Raw genomic sequence first — 22,098 nt, forward strand, 5'->3', positions numbered from 1 at the left:
AGTGCTGAACTTGAACCCCGCTTTACCCCTCAGATAACAAGACATTGACCCACAAGGAGCATCCCAGCATGCGTCTGAATCGTTTGTTCGCTGTAGTCGCCCCCATCGTCCTGCTGCTGCCTCTGGCCGCCCATGCCGATTGGCCAAAGGGTGAGCGTGAGAAATACATGGCTCAGTGCACCCAGGCGGCCACCCCGCAAATCGGCGCTGCGGCAGCCAAGGCTCACTGCGCTTGTGGTGCCGACGCGATCAAATCGTACCCGGCCAGCGACATTCAAGCCCTGATGGACAACAAGGCCAGTCCAGAATTGCAACAGAAGGCATTGGCCAAAATTGCATCGTGCAAAGCCGCTCCCCAGACAAAAAAATAAGCCCAAAAGAACGCTTTGAAGGCCTCAACAGCCGATGAAAAGCCTCCGAAAAGCGCTTTTTCGTACAATTTATGCAGGTTTTACAGCTTTTTTTATCGTCTTTACTTTCGGCTGAAAGCCTTTTAAAACGGGGCTTTCAGGCCGATCAGGTAGCAAAGAAAGCACGACTGTTTGGCAAACAGGCCCTCCGGGGGGCTCCCAAACCGTACATTTCGACTATGATAGTCCCGTGTGCCCAGTTGGCCTGAGCAGCACAGTACTACTGAAAATATATGTTTCTTGGAGATACACCATGTCTAATCGCCAAACCGGCACCGTTAAATGGTTCAACGATGAAAAAGGCTTCGGCTTCATCACTCCTCAAGGTGGCGGTGACGACCTGTTCGTACACTTCAAAGCTATCGAAAGCGACGGTTTCAAAAGCCTGAAAGAAGGCCAGACCGTTTCCTTCGTGGCTGAGAAAGGCCAAAAGGGTATGCAAGCTGCACAAGTCCGCCCAGAGTAAGTTTCTGGCGCACTAAAAAAACCCCGTCCATGTGACGGGGTTTTTTATGGGCGAAACAAAAGCCGGGGGATCAGCCGCAGTTGATGCGCGTGACCACCAGGTTGTCATCGGTGTTCAGGTTCAGGCGGTCGGAGCGATACTCCAGGGTCACCATATCGCTGGGCTTGAGGATACGGGCATTCTGCGCGCCTGCGCGTGCACGCGCCTGCTCCAGCAACTCTGGCGAGGCCTTCTTGCCGATGGTGAACTCTGCAGCTTTTGAGTCACACCGACTGTGACCGGTGTCGGTCACCACAGGGTCCGTTGCTGTCGACTCGGTGGAGGGCGTGCTGCAACCGGCCAACATGGCAACGGCCAACAAAGTACCCAATGACGCGAGCTTCCAAGGCATGAAGCCTCCTTTTTTCAATAGTTAAGCTGAGATCGTGCGACCGCCAATCTTGCGTTTGGTTTCCCAAGCAGTGCTATCACCCTGCCTTCGATCTGGACAATCGCCGAGTTTGCCTGAGCATCGCCGCATCGTTCATCACTCAATCGTGACTGAATATGAACAACGCTCAATAAACGTCGATGTAGTCGTAAAGCGGATGCGGCCAGTTCTCTTTCAGCGCGTTGAAGATCTGCATGACCCAGACCTCATCACTGGCCGCGACGTTTCCTACGTACCCTGAGCCCTTGGCCCACGTCTCCAGACGAAACAACAGCCCGCCGATGTCGGTGCCACCGACGACGCCCGACGAAATGTAAGCGATGCCGCCCTTGGTCACTCGCAACTGGGTGTGTTCATCATCGCTGGCCGATGCCAGTAGCTGGCGCACGGTCTCAAGGGTCAAACCGTCAGGGGTGTTCAAATCGATCTGCACAGCGCGGTCCTTGAAAATCCATCAAAGACCAAGTGTCGCATAGCCCTCCCCTCATGCCTAAGTCGGAGTGCCAAATGTCGCGCAAAATGGTTAACTCGACGTTCAGACTTTTCCGACTTCACGAGCGCCATCATGACCACCGTAAGTATCGACGCCGACATCAAAGCCAAGTGGGCACAGGGCCACAGCTCTTACAGCCCCGGAAGCCCGGAGGAGCTGGCAATCATTGGGATCGATCTACTGGTCAAGGAACTGGGAACGCAAGCGGCCCAGTCGTTTATCGCCCAGGTATTCGAAAAATACCCGGCCGACTACCCCGGCGTAGTGGATTCAGGCAGGGAGTAAAACCCGCAGGTTGGCACCTGCGGGCATAGCGCTTACTTCAGACGAGCCAGACGCTGGGTCAGCAGGTCGAAAAAGCCCTGGGCGTCGCCGTTCTCGACCCAGAAGGCATTCTTCGGTGCTTTCAGACCGTCATACCAGTCGACGACGGTCTGGCCAAAAGTGATGCCTTCGCGACTGTCGATGGCTACGTTGACCGAACGACCGGTGAACAGCTCCGGCTTCAGCAGGTAGGCAATGACGGTGGCGTCGTGCACCGGGCCACCCGGGATGCCGTAGTGCTCCATATCGCCCTTGACGTATTCATTGAGAATATCGCCCACGATCTTGCCGGCATTGTTATTGAGCGCGGCGATCTGCTTCAGGCGCGCGTCGCTGGTGAGGATCTTGTGAGTCACGTCCAGCGGCAGGTAGGTCAGCTTCACGCCGCTCTTGAGCACCACTTCCGCAGCCTGTGGGTCGGCAAACAGGTTGAACTCGGCCACCGGGGTGATGTTGCCGCCATTGAAGTGCGCACCGCCCATGATCACCACTTCCTTGATGCCCTGGACGATTTCAGGTTCCTGGATCAATGCCAGGGCCAGGTTGGTCTGCGGACCGAGCATGGCGATGGTGATGCTGTGGGGCTTGGCGGCTTTCAAAGTATCGATCAGGTAATTGACCGCATTGCCTTCGGCCAGGCCTTTCTTCGGTTCGTGCACGGTGACACCCGACAGGCCTTCCTTGCCATGGATGTTCTCGGCGTAGATCGGCGTGCGCATCAGCGGTTTCGGCGCGCCCGCGTAGACCGGCACCTCTTCGCGCCCTGCCCACTCGCGGGCCAGTCGCGCGTTACGCGAGGTCTTGTCCAGACGCACGTTGCCCGCCACGGTGGTCAGGGCGCGAATGTTCAGTTCTTCCGGGGACGCCAATGCAAACAGCAAGGCGACCACGTCGTCGGCACCCGGGTCGGTGTCGATGATCAAGTCGATTTTTTCCGCCGCCTGGGCGCTTGTTGCGGTAATCAGGGACAAAAGCAGCAGACTCCGGAGCAGATGATGCAGTTTCTGAGCATAGCGGTGCATAGCGCACTCCTTGTGCGTGGGAAAGCAGAAAGGGATACAGCGGGTTAGAACGTCACTCCGGACACCAGCACGATGTTGCAGTACGGCGAACATTCGCCCGTACGAACAATCGCCCGCGCCTGCCGGCTGAGGACTTTGAATTGGTCATGGCTGAGCAGTTCGCGTTGGCCCAGGGCACCTTCGGTATTCAGCTCATTCAGTGTCATCAAAGCGGTCGGTTGCTTGTCGAGGATTTCCTGGGCGAGCACATGGCTTTCGACCTGCATTTCGCTGAGCACCACTTTCAAGGTGCTGATGAAGTCCGGAATCCCGTGGGTCAGGGCCAGGTCGATCAGTTCGACGCCCGGCGGCACCGGCAGGCCGGCATCGCCGATCACCACCATGTCGCCATGGCCCAGGGACGCGATCAGCCGCGACAACGCGACGTTGAGCAAAGGGGTCTTTTTCATGGTGTCTTGAAGGCCTGTACGTCGGACAAGGTTGGAATAGAGGGCTGGGCACCGGCCCGGGTCACAGACAGCGCCGCAGCAACCTGGCCGAAACGGATCGCCTCGGCCTCGCTTTTGCCGGACGCCAACGCCGCAGCGAAACCGCCGACAAAGGTGTCACCCGCCGCCGTCGTATCCACCGCCTGCACCTTTGGCGCTGGGAAATGCGCGAAGCCGGTGCCGTTGGCAAACAGCGAGCCCTGGGCACCGAGGGTGATGATCACCTTGCCGGCACCCATGCCGATCAATCGGGTGGCGGCAGTTTCGGCGGTTTCCAGGGAGTCCACCGGCAACCCGCTCAGGGCCGCCGCTTCACTTTCATTGGGGATCAGGTAGTCGATGGACGCATACCAATCCGCCGGCAACGGACGACTGGCCGGCGCCGGGTTGAGAATCACGGTCTTGCCCAGTTCTCGACCACGCTTGAGCGCATGCCCCACCGTGGCGTCCGGCACTTCCAGCTGGCAGATGATCACGTCCGCCGCTTGCAATACCGCGTCGAAACGGTCGATCACTTCAGGCGTCAGCTCACCGTTGGCACCGGCGACAATCACGATCGCGTTCTGGCTGTTGTCATCGACCACGATCAAGGCCACGCCGCTGGCGCCGTCGACGATGCTGACCGCCTGACAATCGATCTGCTCGGCCAACAGCGCCCCGCGCAATTCCTGGCCATAGGCATCAGTCCCGACACAGCCGACCATCGCCACTTGGGCGCCCAGTCGCGCGGCGGCCACGGCCTGGTTCGCGCCCTTGCCGCCGGAGACCGTGGAAAATGACTGGCCGATCAGCGTTTCACCGCCACGGGGCAGCCGTGGCGCCCGGGTCACCAGGTCCATGTTCAGGCTGCCTATTACCACTACTTTTGCTGGCATACGTCACTACTCATCAATTCGGTTTCTGCGGTGCTTTCAGCGGAATTCGGAGAACACACCGGCCAGCGGCGCAGTCGATTCTCGCAAGACGATACTCGGGGTCACGATCCGTTGATCGGTGGCCAGGTCCGGCGTGGCAATCCGGCGCAACAACACTTCGGCCGCCATCTCACCGAGCTGCAGGATCGACTGGCCGACAGTGGTCAGTGCCGGGTAGACATAACGACTCATTTGAATGTCATCGAAGCCGATCACCGACAGCTCGCTGGGAACACGAATGTTGCGCTCGGCGGCCGCGCGCAGCACACCGATGCCGATCATGTCGTTACCGGCGAAAATCGCGCTGGGCGGATTCTGTTCCAGCAGGATCGCCGCCGCACTGTAACCGCCGGTACTGGTGAAATCGCTTTCCAGCATGCGCTCGCGCGGCACCTCGACGCCCGCCTCTTTCAACGCCCGGCAGTACCCGGCCAGACGCATTTGCGCCACGCTGGTATCTGCCGGCCCGCCGATGGTGGCGATGTCCCGGTGGCCCAATTCCAGCAAGTGCCGGGTGGCCAGGTACGCGCCGTATTCGTGATCAATGCGTACCAGATCTGCATTCACCCCTTCCAACCCACGGTCGACAATCACCATTGGCGTGCGCACGCCGGCCAGGCCTTCGGCGAGCCCGGCATCGCCACCGGCCGAAGCCACGATCAAGCCGTCGATGCGTTTTTCCAGCAGCACCCTTAAATAGCTGCGCTGCTTGTCCGGGTTGTCGTCGGAGTTGCAGAGGATCACGCAGTAGCCGTTACGCTCGCAGTAATCCTCGATGCCCCGGGCCAGCTCGGCGAAGTACGGGTTGAGGCTGTTGGGCACCAGCAAACCGATGGTCGCCGTGGTTTTGGCTTTCAACGAACGCGCGACGGCGCTGGGTACGTAGTCGAGGCTTTTGATCGCCGCCTCGACTTTCACCCGCACTTCTTCACTGACCGGCCGCGTCTTGTTCACCACGTGGGACACCGTGGTGTAGGAAATTCCTGCAAGTGCCGCCACATCCTTGATCGTTGCCATGAATCAGGTCCGCCGGCTTGCGCGCTGACTGCGATAAGTATCCAGGACCACTGCCACCACGATAACCGCACCGGTGATGATGCGTTTGGTCGGCTCGGTCGCACCAATCTGCGCCAGGCCGGCCGCCAGTACGGAAATGATCAACACACCGAAGAACGTGCTGATCACCGAACCACGACCGCCCATCAGGCTGGTGCCGCCGATCACCACGGCGGCGATCACTTGCAGCTCCAGGCCAGAACCGGCATTCGGGTCCGCAGCCTCCAGACGGGAAATCTGGAACAGCGCCGCGATGCCGGCCAGCAGACCCATCAGGCTGAACACCAGGATTTTGTAGGGCTTTGGATTGATCCCGGCCAGGCGCACGGCTTCTTCGTTGGTGCCGATGCCAATCAGGTAGCGGCCGAACACGGTACGAGTCAGCACGGCCTGGGCGACGATGATGATCACAAAGGCAATAATGAACGACGGCGAAATACCGAAGGCAATCGGGTTGGACAGCCAAGCGAAGGCATCACCGATATAGGCGGTGCGTGAGCCGGTCATCTGGTACGCCAGGCCACGGGCCATTTCCAGCACGCCCAGGGACACGATGAACGACGGAATGCGCCAGGCCACGGTGATCGAACCGGTGATGGTCCCGGCCAATGCCGCCACCGCCATGCCGAGCAAGGCCGCCGGCAATACGCTCCAGCCCCAGCCCAGAATCGCCACGCTGACCGCCGACGCCGCGAGCGCCAGCACCGAACCGACCGACAGGTCGATGCCGCCGATGATCAGCACGAAGGTCATGCCAACCGCCAGCACCATCAAGTCGGGAATCTGGTTGGCCAGGGTACTGAAGGTGTCATAAGACAGAAAATGGCTGCTCAGCACCGAGAACAGCGCGACCATCGCCAGCAAGGCACCGGCCAGGCCCAGATAGGTGCCGAGGCCGTAAAAATTGCCACTACGTTTACCGGCAGACGTTGCAGTTTTCATGGAAGATCCCTAGGCGCTGCTTCGTTGAGCAACGCATCACGTTTTTGGTAGCCGGCAAAAGCGGCGGCAAGCAAATCATCCTGGGTCCAGCTGTCGCGCTCGAACGTGTCGATCAGACGCCCCGCCGACAACACGCCGATCCGGTCGCAGATCAACATCAGTTCGCGCAGGTCACTGGACACCACCACCAGCGCTTTACCCTGGCGCGTCAATTCGCCGAGCAAGGCATAGATGTCGAACTTGGCGCCGACGTCGATGCCGCGGGTCGGCTCGTCGAACAACATCACCGAACAATCGCGCTCCAGCCAACGGCCGATCACGACTTTCTGCTGGTTGCCGCCGGACAGCTCGGACACCAGTTGCGTCGGGCTGGAACTGCGGATACGCATGGCGTTGATCTGCCGCTGGGCCAGGGCCATTTCGTCACCGTTGTTGACGACGCCCGCACTGGAAATCACCGGCATATTGCCCAGGGCAATGTTGGCGCTGATCGATTGGGTCAGCAGCAGGCCTTCGCCTTTGCGGTCTTCGGTGATCAGCGCAATGCCGTGCCCGACCGCGTCGGCCGGCGAACGAATGCTCACGACCTTGGCTGGCGAACCCAGCGCGACCGTGCCGCTGTCCGCCGTGTCGGCGCCGAAAATCAGGCGCAGCAACTCGGTGCGCCCTGCCCCGATCAGCCCGGAAATGCCATAGATCTCACCCGCGCGCACTTCGAAAGACACGTCACGCACCTTGTCGGAGCGGGTCAGCCCCTTGACCGTCAAGGCGGGCGCGCCGATCTTGCGCACGCCCATGTCCATGTGTTCGCCCAGCTCGCGACCGACCATCAAGGTGACCAGTTGCTCGCTGTTGTAGTTGGCCATCGGCTCGACGCAGACCAGGTTGCCGTCGCGCAGCACCGCAATGCGCTGGGCCACGCGCGCCAGTTCTTCGAGGCGGTGGGAAATGTAGATGATCGACACGCCGCGGGCTTGCAGGCGCGTGATCTGCTCGAACAGCATCTCGACTTCACGGGCCGTCAGCATCGCGGTCGGTTCGTCGAGGATCAGCACATGACAATCGCCGATCAGGTTGCGGGCGATCTCGACCATTTGCTGGTGACCGATGCCCAACTCACCAACCAGGGTGTCCGGGTCAATCGCGTCGAGGCCGACCTGGGCCATCGCTTCGATCGCCGCCTTGCGCAGCTGCTTGCGGCTGATCCAGCCACCGTTGCTTGGCAGGTTGTCGAGAAACAGGTTCTCCGCCACCGACAGGGTCGGCAACAGATTGAGTTCTTGCATGACCATGCGAATGCCCAGGTCTTCAGCCTGGGTGCGGCTGCCGGGGCGGTATTCCTGACCCTGGAATTGCATCTGGCCGGTGGTCGGTGTGACCAGCCCGCCAATGATCTTCGACAGGGTGCTTTTGCCGGCGCCGTTCTCACCGGTCAGCGCCAGCACTTCACCGCGCATCAGCGTCAGGTCGATGCCGGTCAGGACCGGTTGGGCATAGGTCTTACCGATACCGCTGACCGAGAGGACAGCGTTCGGGGCGGAAACTGACATAAAAAACTCTCCATGCGCTCGCCCGGACGGGCGAGCGCCGTTGTGTCGCCAGAAGGACTACTTGGTAACCAGCTCTACCGGAGTTTCGATTACGCCGTTGGTGCCGCTGTCGACTTTCTCGCCCTTGATGATTTTCAGCGCAGTCTCGATACCGAACACGGCTTGCTTGGCGGCAAACTGGTCAGCGGTGGCCAGGACGCGACCATCCTTGAGCATCGGCTTGATGGCGTTGATGTTGTCGTAGCCGACCACTTGCACTTTGCCAGCCTTGCCCGCGGCACGGACGGCGGACACAGCGCCGACGGCCATGCTGTCGTTACCGGCCAGCAGGGCTTTGACTTCCGGGTATTCGCTGAGGATCGAGGCGGCAACCTTGTTGCCTTTGTCGATCTCCCAGTCACCGGACTGCAGCGATACGACTTTGATATTCGCCGCTTCCATCGCGTCCTTGAAACCCGCGGTGCGCTGTTGGGCGTTGGTGGTGGTGGACACGCCTTCGATGATGCCGACTTCGTCACCGGCCTTCAGTTGCTTGGCCAGGTACTCGCCGACCAGACGCGCACCTTTGCGGTTGTCCGGGCCTACGAACGGAACGGTGATGTTCTTGCTTTTGACCACAGCCGGATCGAGTTGATTATCGATGTTGATCACGGTGATACCGGCATCGACGGCTTTCTTGATCACGGGAACCATGGCCTTGGAATCAGCCGGTGCGATGACCAGCGCGTTGACCTTGGCCAGGATCATTTGCTCGACGATGCGCGTTTGGCCAGCGGTGTCCGTTTCGTCCTTGATGCCGTTGGAGATCAGGTCGAAGTCGGCGGTGTGGTCTTTCTGATAGGCCTTGGCGCCGTCTTCCATGGTCAGGAAGAATTCGTTGGCCAGAGATTTCATGACCAGCGCGACTTTAGGTTTTTCAGTGTCGGCGAAAGCCGAAGAGAGGGGCAAAGCGGCGGATGCGGCAGCCAGCATAGCGACAGCGAGAAGACGTCCAGCGAATGGCAGCTTCATGGGTTCACTCCGATCTTATGATTATTGTGAGCAACGCTTGCGCTGGCGTAGGCTACAGGGCGTTCGTCGATGGATCGAGCCACCACGACTGCCGCGCAAACGTTTGCGTAGATCGAACTATGCGAACCCTGCCGGGATTTGTCAACGATCAGAAACGACCATTTTGTGCGCTGCCTGGTAAAAGCCGAGCATTGGCCTTACGCCGTGGTATCGACCACCGACCCGGTGCTGGCACCCTTGGACAATTCCTTGACCAGAGCGGCGGACACTTCCAGCAAGGCGCCGCTAGTCGCGGCGATCTGCCCTTGAATCGCCATCAGCGCGGCAGCCTTGATTTCCGGCGTCGGATAAGACGCCGCTTGGGCTGCGGCCAATTGCTGTTGTTGCTCGCGCAGTAGCTGTTGCAACTCTTGCATGCGCTTGAGCAGGACTTTTACCGCCACGCTCTGGTTATCAGCGGCCTCGGCTGCGGCCTTCGTATCGGCATTCTTATCCAAGCCTACAGGACCGGTCTTGACTACCTTGCCGTCGTCTTCCTTAGTGCCAAGTGCTTTGTCTGCCTCGGCCTGCGCGGCATCGTTCAGCGCCCGGATCGTCGCTGCGGATTTGCCGCCAATGGTGACGCCTGCAGCGTTGGGAAGACCGACTGATAACGACATGTGAACTCCTGAAAAAAAGATTCCTTTGAAGAGCCATCGACCTGCGCGGGATTTTCTTTAGCACTGATTCGAAATCCGGCCAGGCGATTAATCAACAAAGTCCGTAGGCCCTTTCGGAGAACCGAACGCAAATACTCAACGTATTCGGAAACCCGGACAACAGGTCGTTTAACCTTGTTACCAACCACTTAAATACTGATATAAATCATCAGGTTAAAGTTTTCCCTCATGCACAGTACAGCTGGTACAGATCCTGCTCCTTCTCGTGCACCCCAGGCGTTCAGATCTGCCGGGGCGTATCTAGATGAACCTGCATCAGCACCGTCACTACTAGAGAGAAAATAATGAAATCTGCTTTCAACACCTTTATTCCGGGCGCTTTGGCCCTCCTGCTGCTCCTGCCCACCGCCCTTCAGGCGAAAGAAGCCGAAACCCAACAGAAACTGGCGAACGTGGTGATCCTGGCCACCGGCGGCACCATTGCCGGCGCTGGCGCCAGCGCGGCCAACAGTGCCACCTACCAGGCGGCCAAGGTCGGTATCGAGCAACTGATCGCCGGCGTGCCTGAACTCAGCCAGTTGGCTAACGTGCGTGGCGAACAAGTCATGCAGATCGCCTCGGAAAGCATCACCAACGACAACCTGTTGCAACTGGGTCGCCGCGTGGCGGAATTGGCCGACAGCAAAGACGTCGATGGCATCGTCATCACCCACGGCACCGACACCCTGGAAGAAACCGCCTACTTCCTGAACCTGGTGGAAAAAACCGACAAGCCGATCATCGTGGTCGGCTCCATGCGTCCAGGCACCGCGATGTCGGCCGATGGCATGTTGAACCTGTATAACGCCGTGGCCGTGGCCAGCAGCAAAGAAGCGCGCGGCAAAGGTGTGCTGGTGACCATGAACGATGAAATCCAGTCCGGTCGCGACGTCAGCAAAATGATCAACATCAAGACCGAGGCCTTCAAAAGTGCCTGGGGCCCGCTGGGCATGGTGGTCGAAGGCAAATCCTACTGGTTCCGCCTGCCGGCCAAGCGTCACACCATGGACTCGGAATTCGACATCAAAACCATCAAGAGCCTGCCTGACGTAGAAATCGCCTATTCCTATGGCAACGTCAGCGATACCGCCTACAAAGCCCTGGCGCAATCGGGCGCCAAAGCGATCATCCACGCCGGCACCGGCAACGGTTCGGTGTCCTCGCGCGTCGTGCCAACCCTGCAGGCCCTGCGCAAGGATGGCGTGCAAATCATCCGCTCGTCCCACGTCAACGCCGGCGGCTTCGTGCTGCGTAACGCTGAACAGCCTGACGACAAGTACGACTGGGTGGTGGCGCATGACCTGAACCCACAGAAGGCGCGCATCCTGGCCATGGTCGCGCTGACCAAGACCAACGACAGCAAAGAGCTGCAACGGATGTTCTGGGAATACTGATTCGCCCTCGCCCGACCGGTTCCGGTCGGGCACTGCTTACGCCACTTACCAGTCTCTGGTGAGTGGCCGCCGTCCGACAAAAATCTCAAAACGTCCTACACCAAACGGAAAAAATCGCTGTCAGACGATTTTCTTGAATTTTAAGCAGTTGCGAAAATGCCTACAGTTAAATACTGTATGCACGTACAGCTTAATAAGGGTAATTCCGTGGCCTCCACTTCCGCCTCTCCTGACTCCTATCAACGCATGGGCGTTCGCGTCCAAAAAATCATCAATTCCCAAAGTGCCCAGAAAGCCAAAGCAGCCCTGATCTTTCGCCTGCCCGACGAACCGGTGGATGAGTGGGAACAACTGCTCGAAGAAATCGACGAGAACGATAACGTCACCCTCGCCTACCGCGACGATGGCGGTGTGCAGATTTTCTGGGTTGTGCCGAAGGAAGATTGAGTCAATGAGTGTCCGTTGTTTCGCTCTACTGCTGCTGTTCACCGCCATGGGCGCCCAGGCTGCCGCGCCACGTACCTTTAACGAAGCCAAGAAAGTCGCCTGGAAACTCTACGCTCCGCAATCCACCGAGTTTTATTGCGGCTGCAAATACACCGGTAACAAGGTGGACCTCGCCGCCTGCGGTTATGTGCCGCGCAAAAGTGCCAAGCGTGCCGCCCGCATCGAGTGGGAACACATTGTTCCGGCGTGGCAGATCGGCCATCAACGCCAGTGCTGGCAATCGGGCGGACGCAAAAACTGCACGCGTTACGATCCGGTTTATCAAAAGGCCGAGGCCGATTTGCACAACCTGGTGCCGAGCATCGGTGAGGTTTATACGGGAGAGCACCAGTCCTAACGAAACGTTGACACACACCGCTACGAAGCCTCGAAGCAAGAAGAACAGGCGCTTCGGAAAGTTAGGGGGTCAACAGTACACATTCAATACGTAGTGTGCGCCAGTTATCAGGGGGAACCCTAAGCACATAGGTCAACCTCAAGAATGGGCCCCTTTTTAAAGAGAATCGCTTCAGTAAGCACCTTTTTCTATCCCTCGCTCAATGTGGCCTGCATAAAACCCCAGCAAAACCGGCGCCGATGATTGAAAGGGGTTTTCCCAAAACTTTCTAATCATGCCCAAAATTGGACGGCTCTCACTGACCGCGCCATACGGTTAGAGAAAATGTTTTAAACGTGACTAAACTCATTATTTTCTTTTTGGCACTTATATCATTTGGAAGGTTTACGAACATATCTAATATATTGCCGCTTCAGCAAATGTAGTCTAAGTCACACTAGATAACGTCCACCGAACGATTGCAAATGTGACGCTCGGATATTTTTTGTTGTACTAAGTCATTCATAAAGAATCCAAGCAAGAATCTTTTCTGCATCTATGATTGCGGTGCGAGGGTAATTAAAAGTTTCTCACTTCACGAACAAAGCGCTCTTCCGCAACCAGCAAACCAGAGTCAATGGGTATACTTTTTATATACTGTTATTTCGTCGGGCAAACACTACCGTTAGTCCGATCGACTTGACTAATCCCCTCCAGCCGTCTTCAACTGTTACTACTCAGGAGGGAAACCAAAATGACCTTATCACCTATGCCGCATCAACAAGAATGTGATCTCAGAGAAATTGGGGACGCTTACTGTCACGTGGTCTTTCGCTGCTGCAGTGGAAAATTCCAAATCTTGAATTGATTCCATAGGCAACCATGCAGCGCTTAGCTGTAATACCCTCCCTGGGCAATACCTTCATCAGAGAAGCTATTGAGGAAGTACACGTTCCGGGCGCCATGTCTGCGATTAAACCGATTAACCGCCCTGCTTCAACACTTCGCACGAACATTGTGGCCGATACAAAAAAGCTCTAGAGATGACTTATCACTGGCCTGAAAAACGTTAGCGATACACACATAAAATGCCCATGTAATAAACGCAATCACGACGGTGAGCAGAGTTAAGAGTACAGGCGCTTCAAAATTCGAGGGTGTACGAGTGCGAATTCGCTATGTAGAGGGCATCAGTTGGTCAGGTGGAACCTTCAACACATATGTAGTCCTCAAAGATGGGCCATTCACCGAAGAAAGCATCGTGTCTGCACCCACCGTGTTTCTCTTATCCCTAGCTCAGCGTGGCTTGCTTCAAAACACGATTAAAGCCGCCGCCGATGACTTGAAAGGCTTTTTCCAAGCTCTCTCGGATCATGGACAGGATTGGAGAGAACTCACTGACAGCGACATGTCAGGGTACCTATACGGCCACCTACTAAAATCCAGATCACTCACCGAAAATTCGATTGTGCGGCATAAAACAACAATAAAAATGTTCTACCAACATTCTTGGAACGTTGGCTTTCTGGATACCCCTCCAACATTCTCCTATACATACCTCTCGAACAATCTAAAATTGCAAGGCGAAAGCTACAAAAAAGTAAATTTCGACCTCTACAACAAATATGTAGCAATTGACATATTTAAATATTTACTAAGCAATGTGATTGCTCAAGCCCCATTTGAAAAAGAGCGCGATGAACTAGTTTTGCATATAGGCTATCACTGTGGCTTACGAACAAGCGAAGTCACAGACCCACGAAATCTGTTGACCGCAGATCTGAGAAAGCTCATTGCTATCGCAGTAGATTGTGGACAAAAAACAATAAATATACCGATTATTGGAAAAGGCGAAAAACTTAGAAATATCGACGTACCGCCGAGAGCTTTTGTAAAAATCAAAAAATTCCTAGATGGAAACAGAGCTAACATACCTGATGGGCCGTTAATATGCAGACGCAATGGCGCACCATTATCACTCGAACACGCAACCTACGTATTTAGGTCAGCAAAAATTTGCGCCAGTGCAAAAATCGAAGAAGTGATTACTGCACTTCATGAAAAAGACGCACACATGCATTTCATTCGTAAACCTTCGTTTATGAAATTAACATTCCACTCACTACGGCATACGTATGCCACCAACTTAGTTGATTTTTGCTACAAACACGGATATGACCCATGGCAATATGTCCCCGAACAAATGGGACATGAAGACGAAGAAACAACAGAAGAATATGTTGTTTTCGACGGAAAGCTTAATCGTCGTGAAAAAATAAGGCGAGCGCTGAATGATGAGCCTGACGAATGAACATATTGCCCCCCCCGTGAATCCCAAGGCAACCTTGGAATCGCTGGCTCCAAAAGATATAACTAACTTAGAGCCATCTGATAGATTTGCCATTGTAGCGCTGAAATCTGGCATGGGCCGCCCGATGGAACACCGTCGCGTAGAGATACCATATCAGCTGCAATCGTGCCCCATTGCTCAATGCTTTATCAAACTTTTTCACAGCGGTGTATTTAAAGAAAACTCTTTGCACGATGCGTACGCTAAGACTCTTAAATTTAACAATCTAATGAAATGGGCGATTGCCGAATATCCAAATGCTTCAACCTTACCTGCCGCATTTCTGCAAGATTTCGTACGGCATTTGCGCACAGATAAAAAACTACGGCAAAACTCAATATGCGGAGAAATGTCTTTTTACCGAACGACTTTCGAATGGTATTTAGAAGAGCATCGTGGTGAATCTAGTCAAACAGAAACTTTAACCCGTATTAGAGAAGCGAAGGCATTCATCCCATCAGTGTCGAATAGATCTGGAAAGACTGTTGAAAGCTTAGGGCAAATCACCGACCAAAATGTAAAAGATGAACTAAAATTAACAAGATCGACAATCCGTTTTTGCTGTCATTTTCTTAAGCAAATGAATGACCATCGAACTCAACTAATTAACCACCCAGAAGTAAAAAATCAGCTAGATAAAATTATCTTTGAGTGCAATGGCGACGCGGAAAAGCTCAAGTATAGTACAAAAAAATCTAACCGCAGCAGGCTGTATAAACCAATAGCAGAGGCGATTCTCAGTAGCGAAAGCCTACAGTTGAAAGAAAGACTACTACATAATAATTTTGACTTCAGAAATTCTCAATTCAACAAAGGGACTCAAACAACAATTGTGGATGCAAATAGGCTAATTCACGCAGGCCTAAAGAAATCAGGATTTGTGGACATCACCCCAGGAAACACACATAAAAAACTCCATTTTCACAATATCGATTACTTATTTCTAGTCAAGCACACACCAAGCGAAGAATTTGCTTTTGCCTTGCTACTTGCTACAGACAGAGTTCAACTGAACGGCATCATTAATATGCAGCATGGAGACCTTCGAATCACTCCAAATTTCGCTTCACCAATTTTTATTAAAGGACGCAGTGTACAACCGATCCGCGAAGTCCCCATGCACCATAGAAACTCAATGCAATACAAAGCTTATTGTGAGTTTGATGAACTTAAGAAAAATTTTCTAAAATTATTCCCTCACTCAGGGAGCATGCTTTTTGATTTGCCAGTTACGTCAAACATTCAATGCACGGAAAGCATTGTATTCCGCCCCTTAATCATGGCTGCCTGCCAACAAACATCAAACTATACATCGCTATTGGAAGCAGATCACGAAATCGAACTATTTGCCGACATTGCCCGTCGAGTTGCTACGAACAATCGCCCAATATGGAACAATAAAAAAATTCGCCGAGAACGCGTAGCCCAAGGTGGGACGAGCTCTACTCCCGTCAAGCGACAGACCATCACAGTGACCGCAGTAGCCCAGTCAAGGGCTATTTTAGATACTGACGGAAGCGACCCTGCGAACGAGGCTTTCGAAAAATATTCACAAGACGTTGTGGGTGCGAATGCAACGGCCCATTCTCCGGGCGTGAAGCAGGTCGTCTATATCAACGCCAGCGAAACGAAGTATCGCTTAGACAAGCGGGCATCGTTCGCAAGCAGCGTGGGGCACTTGATGGTTGAGGACGCAAGGAAAGTCCAGGCAGCTGTACGTCAAGAACATTTCATAAGCGTTGCCAAACTAAAAATAATGCTCGGTTGGGATGAGGAGAACAGAGACACCGGAGAACTTGAAGAGTTTGACGAACTTCTAATTTCAGCTCAAAAATCTGGCTTTTCCATATCGCCATTTGGGCAATTGAAAAAAAACAATCAGACATTCATTATCACCAACCCAATCACTGCAGCTCTGTTGATTAGCTACCTTGATGAGTGTATTAGCCAACTAAGTCTCCTCTCGACCGAGGACGACTCAAAGGCTCTCGCTATCGCAATGCAAGCAGCACGGATCGAATATGTGCTTGAAAACTTTGATTACAAAACCATCATGCAAGGTAGACAAACTCTGAAAAGCCATAACTTCCCCAAACCGATCATAAGGTGACACTATGCCAAGAAACTCTGCTCCTCTAATAACCTTGGAACCACAGAATGAAGCCATACAGAATCAATACGGAGACGATTACTTTCAGATTCAGGATCCGCTAACAGGTAAGTTTTACACACTGAGCTTTGTGTGGAAATGCTCTATGGCGAAGAAAGTATATGCGCAAATGTATTTTTTGGAGGGAGGAATATCCAGAGGATACGCAGACGATAAAAACCGAATCGTTGTCAGCAGTTTATCAAGTGCACGTCAGGAGATCGCCTACCTTCGCGACATATGCGAATACTGGGAAAAAGTATTTCCTGAGAGAACACTTCAGTCACTTACAAGATTTGAATTACAAGAGATGATGCGGTTTTTTTTGATTAAAAGAATTAAAAATGAAGATACTGGTGAAATACTAGGCTTTTCAACCATGAAAATGCTAAGCACCATCTTTGATCGAATGAACACTTATTTACATTCGGGAAAACTCGTTGATGGCATCACTCATAGAATAAATGAGGCTTTTAGGAAAAGCGCAATGAAGCCTCTTCTGGAACCCTTAGGTTTAGAATATGTCATTTGGAAAAAAGGTGGCAGCTATGGTTCGATACCATTAACCTGCGCATCACTTATGCTCGCTGAAGCTATCACATTGATAGAGTCAGACGAGGCAAAGATTGCTGCCATATTTTTTGAACAGTGGCGTAAGCGGAAAACCAAAGTACAAACTTGGTTCTCTGATAAAGACAGGCTTGCACTATATCGAAGAATGCAATCACCAGATTATATTCTGACACGCTTTGAAAGGGACTGGGAGGAATCTGCTAGGGAACTAGGGGAGGTAATCGATGCTTCAACTTCTTCCCATTTTGATCGACTGCCTTGGAGTCACGTCGGGAAGCTAGGAGACTTTTGCCATGAACTATCCAAAGCAACCCTGACAGTTATAGCTCTGCTAAGTGGTTTCCGGTTAGTTGAAATACATGGAATGCGAATTAGTGACTACACACAAGAGCCTGACGGATCGTGGTGGTTCAAGTCTGACAATAACAAAACAGAGGCGGGGTTTTCTCATCCCCGTTCCCTCCACGGCCTCGCCGCTGAAGCTGCTACTTTAATGAAAAATATATCCGCCGTGGATACTAAGGAATTAAATCTGCCTCTAATACACAGTGGTTACAGAGCCGGGGCTTTTGTTCTCGCACGAGGCTGGGGAAGGCTTACTCCGCAGGAGTGGTTAAAAGATGCAGGGTATAGCCTGCTAGCGCTTCGGAGTTGGTTTAGAGAATTCTACCAGAACTATGTGGTCAGAAAATACCCAGGAGCTGGCGATATACACAGTGAAGTCTCGCCCCACCAAGCCCGCCATACGTTCGCAGAGTTCGCACTTAGAAGATTTGATGGAAATGTCTTAGACAAAATTCGGGAACACTTCCGTCATTCATATGGTTCTTATCACACGCGTCGGTACACACGAAACAAGCTGAGCGAATCTGTTCGGATCAGCATGGAGCGGGATTACCTAAAGGAAATAATGACGCGAGTTGCAGCGAGCAACATTGAAGATCGTTTTTACGGGCCTGCGGCAAAACGCATTGAGATAGATATGGCTAAAATCGCAGTACTTTCTGCAGATGAATTCGAATTTGAACTCCAGGAATTGGCAGATCAATTTGTGAGATTTACTGCGTTCGAATGGGGTTATTGTGCGCTTCGAGCGAATGAACAGCACATCGCGAAGTGTCATGATAGGGAAACAGGTACACCCAACGTCGACCAACGCGGTGCCCCTGAGGTATGCGCAGGATGCCCCCATAGCATGAATAACAGCATACAAAGGCTGGAACTGGAGAGAATAGCAATATCGCATCAATTCATTGCTGAAAATCACCCCTTAAAGGTAATGGGCAGCATGAGTTCCGAGGTAGTCAAACAAATCGAGCGCCGCTTGGACGAAAGAATGCCGATATGAAATTCAGTCTTGATAAATACACTGTTGCTTTGACTCCAACTCAGGAACCTGAGTGGATAAAATCCGATACCAAGCGGAAGCTATATCAAAACGTATGCATGGCATTTGAAAATATCAATAACTCCATTAAGACCAATAAAAAATTGGCCATTAAAGAACGCCGAATTGTAGCACGCAAGATTGCTCTGGATAGTGGAGTTGATCCAAGCCTTTTGAGCAAAAGACGTCAGCCAGAGATAATTAATCTCATCGCCGAAAAAAATCTTGCACTGGAAGAGCTATGGAAATCTGCTTCAGCAACAAAATATACTTATGGCAAGAAGCTCACAAAATCCGAAATTCTAAAAGAATATAGAGCTCGAGCAACTGAAATTGAACGACTTACCAATTTAAGGCTTTCCGAGGCACTGACAAAGTCCATTGAAAATCAGATGATTACCAGCCATAAAAAATTAATAGCAATTATTGACAACCTAAAGGCAGAAAACGCCGAACTCCAAGATAAGAACTTGCGACTCACTATACAGCTCCGGCAAATGATGAGCTCATTGAATAACATTAAAAACAAGCAACCATAATACACTGCCAACACCAAAGAAACCCGAGGGAGCAGACCAAAAAACAATAGAGTTCCATATCCTTCCCCTGATTACTGGGACGAGCCTACTATATATGTACTGTTTCACATGGAATGATGACCAATTATTTACAACGGCGGCACAACTAATACCTCAGCCGCTGAAATTCAGGCTTTGTTTGGACAACACTAACATCGTCGCTACCGTGACTCCCCCCTTTATAACAATAGCCAAGCAGATGATCACTACTGCATGTCTGTCAATGGGGCTGCGCTAGATGAGCGCCATATTTGTCGAAGAGTGGCGCTCCCCCGCTGAGGCTATCTTCTGGCCATTTCGTGTTTGACACAGCCATCGTAATACGTTTTCTTCACTGCTGAGGGGTGGAGCTTCGATTTGCTTCTGTAGGTTTGCTCGGTAATACCTAGCGCCATTTTCAGCATCCATGGCTTCGTATACTTACTTTTTTTTAGGTTGCTTCGAGCACTGTATAGAGTAGTCCCAGACAGCTTATGCTGCTGGGCAGTGCCTGCCACACTTGCGCCCCACCTACACATTTCGAGTTCGTTCTTGCCAAGATTTCTTGCTTGCGCAGGTAATGCTGCCACCGCAATTAGAATCGCCCCCAATGTGATACCAAAAACCCGCATAAAATCCCGTCGCATAGCCAATTTAGAGGGCTAGATTTTGGCAGATTTCATCTTCGCCGCGGGCCATCAAATCGCCTCAGATTAGGTCGGTAGTTCTTCCCTAAGGCTGATGTAGTATCTGCCTAAGGAGATGCGCGCTTAAACCTCATCAGCTTGTTATGCGGTTAGCCGTGGAGTCCTGCGTATAATGCACGCCCACTCAATGCTTAAGCTTTCCAATGAAAAAACTGCTGTCAGTAGTAATCCTCACCCTCTCGGTAATCACCTCCGCGTTCTCAAGCCCTCCGTCGACTTTTTCCGAAGCCAAGGTCATCGCGAAGCAGAAGATCTACCTCGACCAAGCAAACAGCTCCATGGGCGAGTTGTATTGCGGCTGCAAATGGACGTGGGTTGGTAAATCAGGTGGTCGAATCGATGCTGACTCATGCGGCCTTAAGGCCAGAAAGCAAGAGAATCGAGCAGAGCGGACTGAGTGGGAACACATAGTTCCTGCCTGGACATTTGGCAACCAACGCCAATGCTGGAAGAACGGTGGACGCGAGCACTGTGTGGACGATGATCCTGTGTTTCGAGCAATGGAAGCAAACTTGTTCAACCTCTACCCATCTGTTGGGGAGGTGAACGGCGACCGTAGTAATTTCAACTACGGTATGGCGTCCGGAATCGCTCCGCAGTATGGCCAGTGCAAGACGCGGGTTGATTTCGATCAACGAGCCGCGGAACCACGTGACGAGGTCAAAGGGCTGGTCGCGAGGACAACCTTTTACATGTTCGACAGATATAACCTCAGCATGTCTCGGCAGCAGCAACAGCTACTGATGGCCTGGGACAAGCAATTCCCGGTTTCGGCGTGGGAAAAAGAGCGGGATGGTCGCATTGCGGCAATCATGGGGCACGCCAATCCATTCGTGACTGGCGAGCGTCGATGGTCGCAAGGATACAAGGCGGTTGGTGATGGGGTAGTCAGCGCCATTCCTGTTAATCCACCGCGAGCGCCCGCTCAGCCAACCCTAGCAAGTGCTAGCGGAGCAGTTTCGATTATTGGCAATCGGAAAAGCCAGGTCTACCACCTCTCGATGGGGTGCCCTGGCTATGGTCAGGTGTCTGCGAAAAACCAAATAACTTTTAACTCTGAATCTGAAGCCCAGGCGGCAGGATATCGAAAGGCAGGTAACTGCAATTAGTTGCTGCTTGATATGGTCGGTCTCGTGAAACCGAGGCCGATCCAGTTATGACCCGGATCCCCAAGGAGCGTCGCTGATCCACCGTGATCAGCAGTTGTAGCTTTGTGGTGGTTTGCTCACTGCTCCATAGATTTCCCCTTCTTCAATGCCAAGTGACTTCGGCGGACGCTTACGACCTCTATTAGAAATTTTTGGTCGTTTTGAGTCGATCATTGAAAAGCTCAGCAAATAGATTCATCTGCCTTACAGGATCAGTCGACCAATCGCTTCAGGGAGGCTTCGAGTCGGTAGGAGCACGAAGATCTGCTGGGGCGCTAGGGTTGTCAGACATTGCCCCTTTCGCTGCAACAACGCGTTTCGGCAGCCGCGTCAAATTCAATGAGTATAGACTTAACATACTGATATTCCGTCGGAAAACTGCCGACCGTTTGTCCATTCACCTTGACCAAACCCCTCGTATTGTCTTCATTAACTGATACCACTCAGGAGAAAAGCCAATATGTCCTTTTCAGACATTTTTCACCCTGAAAGCGATCCTGTAGAGCCTCATGACACTCCAAATCATGTGGTATTTAGCTGCGTACAGTGGAAAACCCCTAACCTTGAAATGATGCCACGGGCAGCCAAGCAGAGCTTTCCAGTCATGTATGGCGATCCGTCGAATCCGTTGAATCCATATACAAGCGCCGTATTGGAGCGCGCATACCTCCTGGGAGCGATGTCGGCAGTCAAGCTTATCGCCGTACACGAAGACTCTCTCTACCTTTTTCTAAACAGTGGAGTATCAAGTGTTACCTTACAAGAAATTGAGTCACTGTGGACACGAGTCATATCTATGAGCCCAATTCGGCTGATTGTAGATTTCGCGAACATTAACGAGGTCTATTCTGGACACTCCGACTACGTCTTTTGGCAGGTCGCGAAAGAAATTCTGGAATCCTATAGCTTGGGGATTGAGCAATATGATCTGAAGGCTTCAAATGACTTCTCGGATATAGGGTTTATCGATGAAGATCTGTGGTTTCGCCAATCACAAAAGGATGGTCAGCCTGAGGCTATTCAGCACTGCCCAGTCGAAATAAATATTGGGCAGACATGATGGGTCATTCCAATTGTCTCATGTCGCCGTATTACGTCTACCTGGATAATCGGAAGCCTAAAGCTTAATGCGTTGGCCCGAAGGGTAACGCCTCATTAAAGGCACTGGCCTACTCCACATCGGCTGTCATTACCGTAGCTTTCCCA

Annotated in this window: 21 protein-coding genes and 1 pseudogene; 12 read left to right on the forward strand and 10 right to left on the reverse strand. The window is 52.8% G+C overall.

The window, feature by feature from the left end:
* The first annotated feature begins 68 nt into the window (after positions 1-68).
* Together HKK52_RS08920 and HKK52_RS08925 are read left to right on the forward strand one after the other, a co-directional pair.
* The gene (locus tag HKK52_RS08920) at positions 69-371 is read left to right on the forward strand and encodes a hypothetical protein (protein WP_169370513.1); all 303 of its coding nucleotides are present in this window, start codon (positions 69-71) and stop codon (positions 369-371) included.
* Between the two features lie 292 nt (positions 372-663).
* Positions 664-876 carry a cold-shock protein gene (locus HKK52_RS08925; protein ID WP_003179963.1) on the forward strand — a complete coding sequence of 71 codons (213 nt, stop codon included), beginning with the start codon at positions 664-666 and terminating at the stop codon, positions 874-876.
* Positions 877-946: 70 nt separating this feature from the next.
* On the opposite strand, the gene HKK52_RS08930 is transcribed toward HKK52_RS08925, so the two are convergent.
* Both HKK52_RS08930 and HKK52_RS08935 read right to left on the reverse strand, forming a co-directional pair.
* Positions 947-1,267 carry an I78 family peptidase inhibitor gene (locus tag HKK52_RS08930; RefSeq protein ID WP_169370514.1) on the reverse strand — a complete coding sequence of 107 codons (321 nt, stop codon included), beginning with the start codon at positions 1,265-1,267 and terminating at the stop codon, positions 947-949.
* 166 nt (positions 1,268-1,433) lie between these two features.
* Entirely contained in the window at positions 1,434-1,739 is a 306-nt protein-coding gene (locus HKK52_RS08935; protein WP_169370515.1) for a hypothetical protein, read from the reverse strand.
* Positions 1,740-1,871: 132 nt separating this feature from the next.
* On the opposite strand from HKK52_RS08935, the gene HKK52_RS08940 reads away from it, so the two are divergent.
* The gene (locus HKK52_RS08940) at positions 1,872-2,084 is read left to right on the forward strand and encodes a hypothetical protein (protein WP_169370516.1); all 213 of its coding nucleotides are present in this window, start codon (positions 1,872-1,874) and stop codon (positions 2,082-2,084) included.
* 32 nt (positions 2,085-2,116) lie between these two features.
* On the opposite strand, the gene HKK52_RS08945 is transcribed toward HKK52_RS08940, so the two are convergent.
* The 8 genes from HKK52_RS08945 to HKK52_RS08980 form a co-directional block, all read right to left on the reverse strand.
* Positions 2,117-3,145 carry a nucleoside hydrolase gene (locus HKK52_RS08945; protein WP_149658830.1) on the reverse strand — a complete coding sequence of 343 codons (1,029 nt, stop codon included), beginning with the start codon at positions 3,143-3,145 and terminating at the stop codon, positions 2,117-2,119.
* A 44-nt stretch (positions 3,146-3,189) separates the two neighbouring features.
* Complete coding sequence (gene rbsD, locus HKK52_RS08950) at positions 3,190-3,594, reverse strand: D-ribose pyranase (RefSeq protein WP_133836999.1); 405 nt, start codon at positions 3,592-3,594, stop codon at positions 3,190-3,192.
* Entirely contained in the window at positions 3,591-4,508 is a 918-nt protein-coding gene (gene rbsK / locus HKK52_RS08955) for a ribokinase (protein WP_169370517.1), read from the reverse strand. The genes rbsD and rbsK overlap by 4 nt, the downstream gene beginning before the upstream one ends.
* A 36-nt stretch (positions 4,509-4,544) precedes the next feature.
* The gene (locus HKK52_RS08960) at positions 4,545-5,564 is read right to left on the reverse strand and encodes a LacI family DNA-binding transcriptional regulator (protein WP_169370518.1); all 1,020 of its coding nucleotides are present in this window, start codon (positions 5,562-5,564) and stop codon (positions 4,545-4,547) included.
* 3 nt (positions 5,565-5,567) lie between these two features.
* Positions 5,568-6,545, reverse strand: coding sequence for an ABC transporter permease (locus HKK52_RS08965; RefSeq protein ID WP_123599265.1), 978 nt, complete (start codon positions 6,543-6,545; stop codon positions 5,568-5,570).
* Positions 6,542-8,095: a sugar ABC transporter ATP-binding protein gene (locus tag HKK52_RS08970; RefSeq protein WP_169370519.1), complete on the reverse strand. Its 1,554-nt coding sequence runs from the start codon at positions 8,093-8,095 to the stop codon at positions 6,542-6,544. The genes HKK52_RS08965 and HKK52_RS08970 overlap by 4 nt, the downstream gene beginning before the upstream one ends.
* A 57-nt stretch (positions 8,096-8,152) precedes the next feature.
* Positions 8,153-9,106 (reverse strand): sugar ABC transporter substrate-binding protein, encoded by a 954-nt coding sequence (locus tag HKK52_RS08975; protein ID WP_149658835.1) that lies wholly within the window; start codon positions 9,104-9,106, stop codon positions 8,153-8,155.
* Positions 9,107-9,303: 197 nt separating this feature from the next.
* Complete coding sequence (locus HKK52_RS08980) at positions 9,304-9,765, reverse strand: hypothetical protein (RefSeq protein ID WP_169370520.1); 462 nt, start codon at positions 9,763-9,765, stop codon at positions 9,304-9,306.
* Between the two features lie 344 nt (positions 9,766-10,109).
* On the opposite strand from HKK52_RS08980, the gene HKK52_RS08985 reads away from it, so the two are divergent.
* From HKK52_RS08985 to HKK52_RS09025, 9 genes and pseudogenes are all read left to right on the forward strand, one after another.
* The gene (locus HKK52_RS08985; RefSeq protein ID WP_133836993.1) at positions 10,110-11,198 is read left to right on the forward strand and encodes an asparaginase; all 1,089 of its coding nucleotides are present in this window, start codon (positions 10,110-10,112) and stop codon (positions 11,196-11,198) included.
* A 156-nt stretch (positions 11,199-11,354) separates the two neighbouring features.
* Positions 11,355-11,645: a DUF1654 domain-containing protein gene (locus HKK52_RS08990; protein WP_169370521.1), complete on the forward strand. Its 291-nt coding sequence runs from the start codon at positions 11,355-11,357 to the stop codon at positions 11,643-11,645.
* Between the two features lie 4 nt (positions 11,646-11,649).
* Positions 11,650-12,018 (forward strand): annotated as a pseudogene (locus HKK52_RS08995) (endonuclease); the annotation flags it as partial.
* 1,264 nt (positions 12,019-13,282) lie between these two features.
* A complete protein-coding gene (locus tag HKK52_RS09000; RefSeq protein ID WP_169370522.1) occupies positions 13,283-14,332 on the forward strand; it encodes a tyrosine-type recombinase/integrase in 1,050 nt (349 codons plus the stop codon).
* Positions 14,313-16,481: a hypothetical protein gene (locus tag HKK52_RS09005; protein ID WP_169370523.1), complete on the forward strand. Its 2,169-nt coding sequence runs from the start codon at positions 14,313-14,315 to the stop codon at positions 16,479-16,481. The genes HKK52_RS09000 and HKK52_RS09005 overlap by 20 nt, the downstream gene beginning before the upstream one ends.
* Positions 16,482-16,626: 145 nt before the next feature.
* Positions 16,627-18,441 (forward strand): hypothetical protein, encoded by a 1,815-nt coding sequence (locus HKK52_RS09010; RefSeq protein WP_169370524.1) that lies wholly within the window; start codon positions 16,627-16,629, stop codon positions 18,439-18,441.
* Positions 18,438-19,019 carry a hypothetical protein gene (locus HKK52_RS09015; protein WP_169370525.1) on the forward strand — a complete coding sequence of 194 codons (582 nt, stop codon included), beginning with the start codon at positions 18,438-18,440 and terminating at the stop codon, positions 19,017-19,019. The genes HKK52_RS09010 and HKK52_RS09015 overlap by 4 nt, the downstream gene beginning before the upstream one ends.
* 868 nt (positions 19,020-19,887) lie before the next feature.
* Entirely contained in the window at positions 19,888-20,853 is a 966-nt protein-coding gene (locus HKK52_RS09020) for an endonuclease (protein ID WP_169370526.1), read from the forward strand.
* A 499-nt stretch (positions 20,854-21,352) separates the two neighbouring features.
* Positions 21,353-21,952, forward strand: coding sequence for a hypothetical protein (locus HKK52_RS09025; RefSeq protein ID WP_169370527.1), 600 nt, complete (start codon positions 21,353-21,355; stop codon positions 21,950-21,952).
* The last annotated feature ends 146 nt before the right edge of the window (positions 21,953-22,098 follow it).

This window comes from Pseudomonas sp. ADAK2 (assembly GCF_012935755.1).
Taxonomy (GTDB): Bacteria; Pseudomonadota; Gammaproteobacteria; order Pseudomonadales; family Pseudomonadaceae; genus Aquipseudomonas.